The organism is Exiguobacterium sp. s122 (genome assembly GCF_018618475.1).
Classification (GTDB): domain Bacteria; phylum Bacillota; class Bacilli; order Exiguobacteriales; family Exiguobacteriaceae; genus Exiguobacterium; species Exiguobacterium himgiriensis.
In genome coordinates this window covers 548,149-560,788 of the sequence record NZ_JACSMD010000001.1, presented here as the reverse complement: position 1 = coordinate 560,788, position 12,640 = coordinate 548,149, and the positions used below count along the sequence as shown (strand labels likewise).

Here is a 12,640-nt window from a genome sequence, read left to right as displayed (position 1 = left end):
CAAACCGAGTTTCCTCCTTCGGAAATCAAGTTTATAACTAGTCCCATCTCCATATGGCGGTCAATCGTTATCCTATTCCCTTGTTCACGCTGAATGATGACAACACTTCTTCATCACGTCCTAGTTTCTAAACAAATGTACAAAAAAACCTTCGAAGTTTACATCCGAAGGTTCATCTACATTCAGCTTATTCCACTTTTTCTAACCACGCCACCGTCTCCACATGCGCCGTATGCGGGAACATGTCGACTGGGGTGACTTCGACTAATTTGTAGCCACGGTCGGCGAGGTAACGCATATCGCGCGCTTGCGTCGCGACGTTACACGACACGTAAACGATCCGCTTCGGTGCCATCTCGACCATCGTCTCGAGGAACGACTCGGCACAACCTTTACGTGGCGGGTCGACGACGATGACGTCCGGATTGATGCCATCCTTCTTCCACTGTGGCAACACATCTTCTGCCGCGCCACACGCGTACGTCACGTTGTCGATTTCATTGACAAGCGCGTTCTGTTTCGCGTCCTCGATCGCTTCCGGTACGACTTCGACGCCGTACACGTGCGCCGCTTTCCGGGCGAGGAACAGACTGATCGTCCCGATGCCGCAATAGGCGTCGACGACTTGTTCCGTCCCCGTGAGTTGCGCGTATTCGAGCGCCTTGCCGTACAGTTTCTCCGTCTGGACCGGGTTGACCTGGAAGAACGAGTGCGGGGAAATCGTGAACGTCAATCCACCGATCTTATCCTCAATCGTCTCATGGCCATATAACAATTTGTTCGTCGACCCTAAGATGACGTTCGTCTTGTCCGGGTTGACGTTTTGCATGATCGACGTCACGTTCGGCAGACGTTTCAAGATGTCGGCGACAATCTCATTCACGCCTTTGATTTTCGTCGTCTTCGTGATGAGGACGATCATCAATTCACCCGAATGGTAGCCGTAACGGGCCATGACGTGGCGGATGACGCCGCGCCCGGTCTTCTCATCGTATGCCGGCACACCGTGCGCCGCGAGCACGTCACGGACGACTTGGACGGCCTCATCGTTGCGCTCGTCTTGGATAATACATTCCTTCATCTCGACGATATCGTGCGAACGTGGACGATAGAAACCGGCGACGAGGCGGCCGGCCTCGTCTTTGAACGGCACTTGCGCCTTGTTGCGGTAACGCCATGGTTCCGGCATGCCGATCGTCTCGTGGACGGGCACATCGAATTGGCCGAGGCGCTTCAACGCATCGACGACACGGTCCCGTTTTTGGCGGAGCTGGCCGTCGTAGCTGAAGTGTTGGAGCTGACAGCCCCCGCACTGATAGAAAATCGGGCACGGTGGCTCGACGCGGTCCGCACTCGCTTGCTTCACATCGATCAAGCGGGCGAACCCGTACTGTTTATTCGTCTTCGTCACGACGATCTCCACGGTCTCTCCCGGAAGTGCGTTCGGGACGAACAACGTGTAACCGTCGACGCGTGCCACGCCCGCGCCTTCGTGTGTGAGGTCGTGGATGTGGACGTCGAGACGGTCATTTTTTTGGACTGGTAACATGAGTCTCTCCTTTCCCGATTCAAAAAATAGTGTGTATTGGTTCATACCCGTTCCAAGCGAACGAAAAGCTCGGCGTGTGCGCCACGCCGAGCCGATTCATTCTGCTTTCTCGATTGACACGGTGAACAGCTGTTTGATCATCTGTTCGCGCTCGTATTGGGCGTTCAAGTCTTCCATCTCACGAATGCGCGCGTTCGGGGCGAGCACCGTCAAGTGACGGAACAAGTTCCGCATCTCACCGGTGCACTCCCCCCCGTACTCCCCGTCAATATTGAGACTCATCGGTTCCGTCGTCTTCATCCGGACGCGGCTCGTCTTGACGTGCTCGACGAGCGGGCTCGACAAGTGCTCGCCCCGTAAAAGTAGGCGGACGACATGGATAAACTCGAACAAGTTACATTTTCGTAAGATAAACAAATCGAACAGCCCGTCATTGAGTGACGCGTGCGGAGAAATCTTCTCAAAACCACCGACCGAGTTCGAGTTCGACGTGAGGAAAATCATCACCTCGCCGCTGAACGTCCCTTCGTCGTGCTCGAGCTCGATATACGTCGGTTTAATGAGCGGTAACTTCTCCATCCCTTTGACGTAATAGGCGAGCTGACCGAGCGCCGTCTTCAGCTTTGATGGCACTTCGTACGATAACTCGGTCATGATGCCGCCGCCGGCGATGTTGATGAAGTAGTGGATGTCCCCCTTCTCCCCTTCAATCTCCCCGAGGTCGACCGGCATCTCGAAGCCGTCACAGATGACGTCGAGCGCCCCGACGACGCTTAACGGGATGCGCATCGCACGAGCGAAGTCGTTCGTCGTCCCGACCGGAATGAGCCCAATCGTCGGACGCGTCTCGAGCGGTGCGAGTCCTGAAATGACCTCATTCAATGTCCCGTCTCCACCGGCTGCGATAATCAAATCGAAATCGGCCTCCGCGGCTCGAACGGCTTCGAGCGTCGCGTCGCCGATCGCTTTCGTCGCGTACGTCGACGTCTCATAACCCGCATCCTCTAAGCGGTTCAAGATGTACGGGAGCTCCCGTTTGATCACTTCTTTTCCTGATGTCGGGTTATAGATGACCCGCGCACGTTTCCGTTGCATACTCTTTCTCTCCCTTTGCTCATATCGAGCGAAAAGCGAGACACAAGTGCCTCGCCGCTTCGTCAGCGTTTGGCAATCTCTTCGTGGAACAAGCCATCGAGGAGTGCCGGGTTCGCCATCCCTTTCGTCTGTTTCATGATTTGACCGATGATGAAGCCTTTGGCACGGTCTTTCCCGTTCTTAAAGTCTTCAATCATTTGCGGATGCGCCTCGAACAACTCAAGGATGTAGCCGCGAAGCAAGTTCTCGTCCGAGATTTGGGCGAGGCCGTTCGCTTCCACATACGCTTTCGGTTCAGCGCCTTCTTCCATCATGGCCGTGAACACACGTTTGGCGATCTTTGAAGAAATTGTACCGTCTCCAATCAAACGAATCAACTCTGCGAGTGCGCCCGGCGTGAGTTTCATCGTCTCGATCGTCTCGTCCGACTTGTTCAAGTGACCGAGCACTTCGCCCATGAGCCAGTTTGCCGCCGCTTTTGGCTCGGCACCAGCCGCTGTCGTCGCTTCGAAGAAGTCCGAGAACTCACGTGTCGACGTGAGCGCCTTCGCGTCATACGCCGACAAGCCGTAATTGCTCATGTAGCGTTCGCGACGGGCTGCCGGCAATTCTGGAAGCGTCGCTCGGATGCGTTCTTTCCACGCCTCGTCAATTTCGAGACGGACGAGGTCCGGCTCTGGGAAGTAGCGGTAATCGGCCGCGCCTTCTTTGACACGCATGAGAATCGTCTTCTTCGCCGCCTCATCGAAACGAAGCGTCTCTTGACGCATGACGCCACCCGTGATGAGCAGTTTGCGGTGACGGTCTTCTTCATACTCGAGCGCCTTCAACACGTTCGAGAACGAGTTCAAGTTTTTGAGCTCCGTCTTCGTCCCGAACGGTTCTTGACCGAACGGACGGACCGAGATGTTACAGTCGCAACGAAGCGAGCCTTCTTCCATCTTGACGTCCGAGACACCGGCGAACGAGAGCACTTCTTTTAAGCGCTCGAGGTACGCGACAGCGTCTTTCGGTGAGCGCATGTCGGCCTCACTGACGATCTCGATGAGCGGTGACCCGGTCCGGTTGAAGTCGACAACCGAGTGTTTCTCACCCGTGTGGTTCATCTTCCCGGCATCTTCTTCGAGGTGGACCCGCTCGATGCGGAACCGTTTCATCTCACCGTCGACTTCGACGTCGACGTGACCGTTGAAGCCGATCGGCTGGTCGAACTGCGAGATTTGGTACGCTTTTGGCGTGTCCGGATAGAAGTAGTTCTTGCGGTCAAATTTTGTATCGGTCGCGACTTCACAGTTGAGTGCCATCGCCGCCTTGATTGCGAGATTGACCGCCTCTTCGTTCAGTTTAGGCAAGACGCCCGGGTGTCCGAGACAAATCGGACACGTCTGTGTATTCGTTTCGGCACCGTACGTGCGCGAGCAGCCACACCAAATCTTCGACTTCGTGCTCAGCTCGGCGTGCACCTCGATCCCGATGATCGTTTCAAAGTTCATCGTACGTCCTCCTTAAAGCTGTGGCATTTTGAAACCGCCGTTTGCTTGTTCGAAAGCATGGGCCACGCGGTAGAGTGTTGGTTCACTGTAATGGTTCCCGATGATCTGTAAACCGACCGGGAGGCCTTCTGATAGGCCGGCCGGGACCGAGATAGCCGGGACACCCGCCAAGTTGACCGGGATTGTCATGATGTCGTTGGCATACATCGTGAGCGGGTCTTCGAGCTGGTCGCCAAGTTTGAACGCGACCGTTGGCGCAGTCGGTCCGATGATGGCGTCGTAGTCGGCGAACACGTTCGCGAAGTCTTGCTTCATGAGCGTGCGCACTTGTTGTGACTTCTTGTAGAACGCATCGTAGTAACCAGAGCTTAAGGCGTATGTTCCGAGCATGATACGACGCTTGACTTCTTCCCCGAAACCTTGCTCACGCGAGTACGTGAATACTTCTTCGAGCGCATCGGCCTCGGCGCGACGTCCGTAACGGATGCCGTCAAACCGGGCGAGGTTGGAAGACGCTTCCGATGACGCGAGCAAGTAGTATGTCGGGAGCGCATATTTCACTGTCGGGAGTGAGACCGTCTCGACTGTCGCACCGAGCGACTTGAGCGTCTCGATCGCTTCTTCTATCTGTTTGCGGACACCGTCTGACACGCCTTCGGCCATGAACTCTTCCGGGAGTGCGAGTTTCAAGCCTTTGATGTCGCCATGAAGCGACTTCGTGTAGTCCGGAAGCTCGACCGTCGACGACGTCGAGTCCATCTCGCAATGACCGGCGATCGCGTTCAACAAGTAGGCGTTGTCTTCGACCGTACGTGTGAGCGGACCGATTTGGTCGAGCGATGAGGCGAAGGCAACGAGGCCGTAACGTGAGACGAGGCCGTACGTCGGTTTCATCCCGACGACGCCACAATAGGCCGCCGGTTGACGAATCGAACCGCCCGTATCTGAACCGAGGCTAAACAGGACTTGTCCGGCCGCGACCGTCGCAGCCGAACCGCCTGACGAACCGCCCGGGACGCGTGTCGGGTCCCATGGGTTGCGGACGACTTTGAACGCCGAGTTCTCGTTCGACGAGCCCATCGCGAACTCGTCCATGTTGAGCTTCCCGATCGTGACGGCACCGGCGTCATGGAGACGCTCGACGACCGTCGCGTCATGGGCCGGGACGAAGTTTTCGAGGAATTTCGAGGCACACGTCGTCCGTGTCCCTTTCGTGACAATGTTGTCTTTGACGCCAATCGGCAATCCGAAGAGCGGGTTGTCCGCTGTCTTCGCGAGGTCGTCCATCCGTTTCGCCTGCTCGAACGCATCCTCGTTGAGCGTCAAGAACGCACCGATTTTCTCATCCGTGCGTTCGATTTGGTCGAACGATTCTTTGACGAGGTCCGTCACCGTGACTTCGCCTTCTTTTAATAAGGTATGTAGCTTCGCTACACCGTGGTCGAATAAACTCATAGGGGCCTCCTTATTCAAAGACAGCTGGGACGCGGACTTGGCCGTTTTCCCAATCAGGTGCCATCCGTTCGACTTCCTCGCGTGGAAGCGACGGGCGGACCTCGTCTTTGCGTAGTACATTTTTCAAATCTAGGGCATGGGTCGTCGGGATGACGCCCGTTGTATCGAGTTCATCGAGTTGCTCCGCGAACTCGAGGATTTTTGTCAATTGCTCCGTGAAGTGCGTCACCTCATCATCCGTGATCGCAAGGCGGGCGAGTCCGGCGACGTGCCGTACTTCATCTTCTGTGATTCGAGTCAATCTTCACACCTCCAACATGGTTTCATACATCGTTCCTTATCATACCACTATTTTATGAGACAAAAAAGAAAATCCAATCTGCTCAAAATCGCCATGATTTTTTACAAACATGGGAAATCCGACCCGAACATTGACTCGTTTCCAAAAATACCTATTCGGTCGCTGAAAGATAGTCCTTATGCTTAAGGAGAAGACTGAATGACAGGGAGGATCATTATGTCAATCCGGAATAAGTTAATTGCCGCGTTTACCGTCTTGCTCGTCTTGTTGCTCGGGGTGAGCGGATACGCCTTATACGCGTTGAACGCCTCGAAAGCGGCACAAGAAGACATGAGTGTCTCGTGGGTGCCCGGCATGGACCAAATCCATCAAGTCGATAAACAATTGCTCGAGATTCGCCGTCATTTGATTCGCCACGTCCTCGTCGACGATGCGGTGACGAAACAAAACATCGAGCGCGATATCCAAACGAGCGTCACGATTTTAGAACAGCGCATGACCAGCTACGGCTCAACGATGCTTGCGGATCATGAGGAAGATCATAAGCTGTTCGAGCAGGCCAATACGCAGTGGGCCACGTTCCAGACGAACATTACGGAACTGTTGCGCCTCTCGAACGAGGAAGGCCAAGCGGCAGCCGAGGCGTACATCCGTGACACGGCGACACCGAGTGCGGACGCCTTGTCAAACACGTTCGGACTCCTCGTCAACTTGAACCGGGAGGAAATCATCCAAGATACTGAGCAAGGTGAGACATTATTCGAACAAGTTCAACTCACACTCATCGTCATCATGGTGCTCGCGGCCATCTTTACCGTATTCATGATGCTATTCATTTTCCGTTCTATCTTTGAACCGTTGAACGAATTCAAAGTGAAGATGCGAGAGCTCGCCACGAGTGAAGGCGATTTGACGACGGCAATCCCGGTAAAACGGCGTGACGAGTTTTCGGGACTCGCACGTGATTTTAATCAATTCATCGCCAACTTGCGTCAACTGATCTTGCAAGTGAACGACGTGTCCCGCGGTGTTTCCGCCCAATCGGCCAACACGTATGAAGAATTGAAAGCACTCGATACGTACATGACGACGACGGCCGCGACGACCGAGGATTTGACGGCCGGCATGCAACAAACGGCCGCAAGTGCCCAGGAAATGAACGCTTCGGCTTCCGATATGGAACGGACGCTCCAACACATCGTCTCGATGGCGGCGGAGCGAAAAGAGGAGGCAAAACGGGTCGATGCCCGTGCCGTCGCCCTTCGTGGCCACGCCGTCGAAGCGAAATCGTCCGCCCTCCACGTCCTCGATTCGACAAGACAACGCCTCGAGCGGGCGATGCAAGATGCGAAAGCCGTCCGGGAAATCGCGACACTCACGAACGATATTTTAGATATCGCCGCTCAGACGAACTTGTTGTCTTTGAACGCCTCGATTGAAGCCGCTCGCGCGGGTGAAGCTGGCCGCGGGTTCGCCGTCGTTGCCGACGAGATTCGGAAGCTTGCTGAGACGAGTCGCTCGACCGTCGAACGGATTCAAGTCATCTCGACGACCGTGCTCCAATCGGTTGACCATTTGAACGAGACGTCGAGCGAGATGCTCACGTTCCTCGACACGAACGTCGTCAAAGACTACGACCAGCTCGAGGAGGCAGCGGAACAATACAGCGCGGACGCGGGACGTTTTGAGACGACCGCTTCTGAATTTGCCGATGCCGCGACCGAGCTCGAACAGTTGACGACGAATATGATATCCGTCATTCAAGACGTCGCCGTCACGGTGAACAATGGCGCGCTCGGTACGCAAGAAATCGCCGAGAAAGTGACACTCTCGGTCGACCGGTTCGCGGAGTTAAACCGGGCCACCGAGATGTCGCAACAAAAGATGGACGAATTGAACGAACTGATCAACCAATTCAAAGTATGACAAAAAGACGAGACAGATTGCGAAAGCAATCGGGCTCGTCTTTATTCATTTCATCCACAGAGTCAAAACAAACAGACGGCCACCATCCGGCGACCGTCTGCACGGCTCGTCCATAGCGTTCCGACTCCGGCAGGAATGCAATCCTATGGAGACCCAGCAGCGACGTAAGTCGCGATGCGGCTCCGGCATTGTCTGCGGAAAGCGTGAACGCTATGGACGAGCACGTCAGTTGACTAGGCAGCTAAGCGCTCTTTCTGTCGTTCCAACTCGAAGCGCTTCGTCTCCGCGACGACGACCCCGGACAAGAACAACAACCCAATCAAGTTCGGGATGGCCATCAACCCGTTGAAGACGTCTGAGATGGCCCAAATGAGGTTCAAGTTCGTCGTCATCGCGCCGAGTCCCGCAACAACGATATAGAGGATACGATATGGGACGATCGACCGCTCACCGAATAGATAATAGATGGACCGTTCCCCGTAGTAACACCAACCAATCACCGTCGAGAAGGCGAAGAAGACGAGTGAGATGGTGACGATCAGTTCGCCGATCGGGCCGAGGAAATAAGCGAACGACGCTTGCGTCAACTCGATGCCTTGAAGGCCGCTCGTATACTGACCGCTCATGACGATCGTCAAGCCCGTAATCGAACAGACGATGAGCGTATCAATCAACACTTGGGTCATCGAAACGAGCGCTTGGCGTCCCGGGAAATCGGTCTTCGCGGCAGCCGCCGCAATCGGTGCCGACCCGAGACCAGCCTCGTTCGAGAACACCCCACGGGCGACCCCGTAGCGAATCGCCGCCCCGAGTGCCCCGCCACCAATCGCTTCGGCGCTGAACGTGCTCGCGAAGATGGTCGCGAATGCGGACGGAATCAACTCGAAGTTCATGACGAGAATGACGAGTCCACCGCCGATGTACCCGATAATCATGATTGGCACGAACACGCCGACGACTTTTCCGATTGACTTGACGCCGCCGAGAATGACGAACGCCGTCAGTATCATGAGAATGAGTCCCGTGACGAGCATCGGCACACCGAACGACGTGTTGAGCGCAAGACTAATCGAGTTCGTTTGGACGCCGTTCCCGATTCCGAACGCCGCGACAGCCGCGAACAAGGCGAACGTCATGCCGAGCCAACGTTTTTTTAAGCCGTGCTCTAAATAGTACATCGGGCCACCGGCAATCTCGCCCCGCTCATCGACGACACGATATTTGACAGCAAGGATGGCCTCTGCGTATTTCGTTGCCATCCCGATAAATCCTGACAACCACATCCAGACGATGGCGCCCGGTCCACCGAGTACGACGGCCGTGGCAACCCCGACCATATTCCCAGTCCCGACTGTCGCTGCGAGTGCGGTCATGAGTGCCTGGAAATGGGTGATATCCCCTCGTTGTTTTTTCTGTTCTGCTTTCGCTTTGGCTTTCGGAATGAACGCTTCCCTTAAGCCGAAGCCGAGTCTTGTCACTTGGATGAAGCCGAGGCGGACGGTCAAATAAATCCCCGTTCCAATCAATAAGATGAGTAAGTGTGGACCCCAGACTAGGTCCGATAGCTTCGTTAACCAGTTTTCAAATTGTGCCATCTGTTCGTTCCCCCTATGTATACATTGCCTCTCCCATTTTTCAGAAGATTCACATACACGTCAAGTTCATCCCCATCCCATTTTGACCGATTGATGCGTAAACAACTTGTCACAAACCGGCTCAGGTGTTCGTACACAATGGCTTTTGGTTTGTTGAATTGACATCAAATTGTAAACGTCTGCATGAAAAAACGGCCTCCTTTTTTAGGAGACCGCTCGAGTTTATGACGTTACGGCCGCGACGACCTCGTCGACGTGCCCGTTTACTTTGACGCTTCGCCATTCTTGTTCGATGTATCCATCTTCATTGATGAGGAATGTTGAACGAACGATGCCATAATACTCTTTTCCGTAGTTCTTTTTCAGTTGCCAAACGCCATAGAGCTCAGATACTTCATGGTCGGCATCGACGAGGAGGTCGAACGGGAGCTCATGCTTGTTGATGAAGTTTTGATGCTTTTTCTGACTATCGGCCGAGATGCCGATGACGACGGCGCCTGACAGTTTTGGCATCGCGTCACGGAAGTCACACGCCTCGGTCGTGCAGCCCGGTGTTGAATCTTTCGGGTAGAAGTAGAGGACGACCTTTTGTCCACGATACTGTTCAAGCGAAATCATGTCCCCGTTTTGGTTCGGTAATGTGAATGTCGGTGCTAGCATGCTTGTTTCCTCCTTAACCGAATGACGGATCGACGAGTCGCTCGTCGTAGCCGTCGATGGCTTGTTCTAATGATTGTTTGAGCGGTTCGAGCACGTCGAGATACTCCACCGGGTCTTCGGTCGCGGCCGCCGCGCGCAACCCGTCTTCTTGTTCAGTATACCAGTTCGCATACGCCTCGAAGTAATCGACCATCACTTGTTGGTTCTCGGGCACGGTGAGCGTCTCCGCTAACAAGAGAAAGACGTTGTTGTCCGCCTCGAGCGCGACATAGTCCGTCTGTGCGTTGACACGGTCGTAAATCGGGCCAGCCTCGTCTTCCGGCACTTCGGCGAGACGGGCGTTCGCTTCCGGGTTGACCCCGTATTCGTTCGCTTCAATCCCGGTCAACAACTCGCCGATTTCACCAATCACCTCGATGGGGAGGACAGCTGGTGTCACGACGAGTTTCCACTCGTCACCGTCTTTAATGGCGACTTTCGCCAACCGGTTCGGGAGTTCGTTCCCTTCCCGGTCTTCCATCTCGTGCACGATATAAGCGACGTCCCCTGCCTCATTCACCCAACTCTCGTAAATGTCTCCGGGCGAAAGCTCACGGGTCACGGCACCTGTCGCCGGGATATCGGTCCGCTCTCCCACATAGTCGATGGCGGCGAGCGCCTCGGCATCGCTTTGTTGAAGCGCTTCTTGATACTCCGTATAGATTGTCTCGACCGCTTCCGGAAGCGGTCGCTTCACCTCTTCAGCCGGCTGTTCTTCTCCGTTGCCGCACGCGCCGAGCATCATGACGAGCACGAGCGGAAGGATCCATCTCTTCATCCAATCATCCTTTCCCGTTACCTCTCTTGCCCTCATCCTACCATGACTCGATTTCGAGCGAAAACGACACGCTTTTTTGGAAAATTGTTTCACTAGGATTCTTGTCAAATTTTCGATACAATACAGACGTAAGCGCTTAAATGCTCACCATCACGTTAAAGGGGGAACGAGAATGATTCCATACAAACACGAACCATTCACAGACTTTACAAACAAAGAGAACGCTGCGGCGATTCAAGCGGCAATCGAGAAAGTGAACGGAGAGCTCGGGCAAGACTATCCGCTCGTTATCGGTGGGGAAAAAGTGACGACGGAGGATAAAATCACGTCTTACAACCCGGCGAAGAAAGATGAAGTCATCGGGCGCGTCTCAAAGGCGAACCAAGAACTCGCAGAGCGTGCGATGCAAGAAGCGCTCACAGCGTTTGATACGTGGCGCCATGTGGACCCGGCTGTCCGTGCAGACGTGTTGTTCAAAGCGGCGAACATCGTCCGTAAACGCAAGCACGAGTTCTCAGCGTATCTCGTTAAAGAAGCAGGAAAACCATGGAACGAAGCGGACGCAGATACAGCCGAAGCAATCGACTTCATGGAGTACTATGCACGTCAAATGCTCGAACTGAAGGCGGGTAAAAAAGTCGAGAGCCGTCCAGGCGAATACAACCGCTATGACTACATTCCACTCGGGGTCGGAATCGTCATCAGCCCATGGAACTTCCCGTTCGCCATCATGGCAGGGACAGCCGTTGCGGCCATCGTTGCCGGGAACACGATTCTCTTGAAGCCAGCTTCGACAACACCAATCGTTGCGGCGAAATTCGTCGAAGTGATGGAAGAAGCAGGTCTTCCAAAAGGCGTCCTCAACTTCATTCCAGGACCGGGCGCTGAAGTCGGTGACTACCTTGTCGACCATCCGAAGACACGCTTCATCAGCTTTACAGGCTCACGCGACGTCGGGTTGCGCATCAATGAGCGCGCTTCGAAGTTGAACGATGGCCAAATCTGGCTCAAACGCATCATCGCCGAGATGGGTGGAAAAGATACGATTGTCGTTGACGAATCAGCAGACCTTGAGCTCGCAGCGCAGTCGATTGTCAAATCGGCGTTCGGTTTCTCAGGACAGAAATGTTCAGCATGTTCACGTGCCGTCATCGTCGACAGCGTGTATGACACAGTACTCGACCGCGTCGTCGAATTGACGAACGAACTCTCGGTCGGCAACACGGAGAAGAACGAACACTTCATGGGACCGGTCATCGACGCGTCAGCGTTCAAAAAAATCACGTCGTACTTCGATGTGGCAAAAGAAGAAGGACGCGTCCTCACGGGCGGAAAAGCGGACGATTCGACGGGTTACTTCGTTGAACCGACGGTCGTCGCGGACGTCGATCCAAAAGCACGACTCATGCAAGAAGAGATTTTTGGACCAATCGTCGCGCTCACGAAAGCGAGCAGCTTCAAAGAAGCGATCGACATCGCCAACAACACCGAGTACGGCTTGACAGGTGCCGTCCTTACGCGTGACCGCTCGAACCAAGAGTACGCACGTCAAAACTTCCACGTCGGAAACTTGTACTTCAACCGTGGTTGCACAGGCGCTATCGTGGGTTACCAACCGTTCGGTGGATTCAACATGTCTGGAACCGATTCAAAAGCAGGTGGCCCGGATTACCTCCAACTCCACATGCAAGCGAAAACAACGTCTGAGACGTTCTAATCCAGAAAGTCCGGCTCATCGCGAGCCGGACT

Annotated in this window: 10 protein-coding genes; 2 read left to right on the top strand and 8 right to left on the bottom strand. The window is 54.6% G+C overall.

What is annotated here, in order from left to right; translation table 11 throughout:
• Nucleotides 1-187: 187 nt before the first annotated feature.
• The 5 genes from rlmD to gatC all read right to left on the bottom strand — a co-directional run bounded on the left by rlmD (nucleotide 188) and on the right by gatC (nucleotide 5,893).
• Nucleotides 188-1,549: a 23S rRNA (uracil(1939)-C(5))-methyltransferase RlmD gene (gene rlmD, locus KNP92_RS02835; protein ID WP_214836760.1), complete on the bottom strand. Its 1,362-nt coding sequence runs from the start codon at nucleotides 1,547-1,549 to the stop codon at nucleotides 188-190.
• A gap of 96 nt (nucleotides 1,550-1,645) precedes the next feature.
• A complete protein-coding gene (locus tag KNP92_RS02830; protein WP_353047943.1) occupies nucleotides 1,646-2,710 on the bottom strand; it encodes a diacylglycerol kinase in 1,065 nt (354 codons plus the stop codon).
• Nucleotides 2,707-4,137, bottom strand: a complete 1,431-nt coding sequence (gene gatB, locus KNP92_RS02825; protein WP_034804504.1) for an Asp-tRNA(Asn)/Glu-tRNA(Gln) amidotransferase subunit GatB — start codon at nucleotides 4,135-4,137, stop codon at nucleotides 2,707-2,709. The genes KNP92_RS02830 and gatB overlap by 4 nt, the downstream gene beginning before the upstream one ends.
• A gap of 12 nt (nucleotides 4,138-4,149) precedes the next feature.
• Nucleotides 4,150-5,592: an Asp-tRNA(Asn)/Glu-tRNA(Gln) amidotransferase subunit GatA gene (gene gatA, locus KNP92_RS02820; protein WP_214836754.1), complete on the bottom strand. Its 1,443-nt coding sequence runs from the start codon at nucleotides 5,590-5,592 to the stop codon at nucleotides 4,150-4,152.
• A 10-nt stretch (nucleotides 5,593-5,602) separates the two neighbouring features.
• On the bottom strand, nucleotides 5,603-5,893 hold the full coding sequence (gatC, locus tag KNP92_RS02815) for an Asp-tRNA(Asn)/Glu-tRNA(Gln) amidotransferase subunit GatC (RefSeq protein WP_024370560.1): 291 nt from the start codon (nucleotides 5,891-5,893) through the stop codon (nucleotides 5,603-5,605).
• Nucleotides 5,894-6,109: 216 nt separating this feature from the next.
• Here gatC and KNP92_RS02810 point away from each other — a divergent pair, with 216 nt between their 5' ends.
• Nucleotides 6,110-7,819 (top strand): methyl-accepting chemotaxis protein, encoded by a 1,710-nt coding sequence (locus KNP92_RS02810; protein ID WP_214836751.1) that lies wholly within the window; start codon nucleotides 6,110-6,112, stop codon nucleotides 7,817-7,819.
• Between the two features lie 233 nt (nucleotides 7,820-8,052).
• Here KNP92_RS02810 and KNP92_RS02805 read toward each other — a convergent pair whose 3' ends face one another.
• The 3 genes from KNP92_RS02805 to KNP92_RS02795 all read right to left on the bottom strand — a co-directional run bounded on the left by KNP92_RS02805 (nucleotide 8,053) and on the right by KNP92_RS02795 (nucleotide 10,891).
• The gene (locus KNP92_RS02805; protein WP_214836748.1) at nucleotides 8,053-9,414 is read right to left on the bottom strand and encodes an alanine/glycine:cation symporter family protein; all 1,362 of its coding nucleotides are present in this window, start codon (nucleotides 9,412-9,414) and stop codon (nucleotides 8,053-8,055) included.
• Nucleotides 9,415-9,636: 222 nt separating this feature from the next.
• Nucleotides 9,637-10,074 (bottom strand): thioredoxin-dependent thiol peroxidase, encoded by a 438-nt coding sequence (gene bcp, locus KNP92_RS02800; RefSeq protein ID WP_081825801.1) that lies wholly within the window; start codon nucleotides 10,072-10,074, stop codon nucleotides 9,637-9,639.
• A 13-nt stretch (nucleotides 10,075-10,087) separates the two neighbouring features.
• The gene (locus KNP92_RS02795) at nucleotides 10,088-10,891 is read right to left on the bottom strand and encodes a hypothetical protein (protein WP_214836746.1); all 804 of its coding nucleotides are present in this window, start codon (nucleotides 10,889-10,891) and stop codon (nucleotides 10,088-10,090) included.
• Nucleotides 10,892-11,063: 172 nt separating this feature from the next.
• On the opposite strand from KNP92_RS02795, the gene pruA reads away from it, so the two are divergent.
• On the top strand, nucleotides 11,064-12,608 hold the full coding sequence (gene pruA, locus KNP92_RS02790; RefSeq protein ID WP_214836743.1) for an L-glutamate gamma-semialdehyde dehydrogenase: 1,545 nt from the start codon (nucleotides 11,064-11,066) through the stop codon (nucleotides 12,606-12,608).
• The last annotated feature ends 32 nt before the right edge of the window (nucleotides 12,609-12,640 follow it).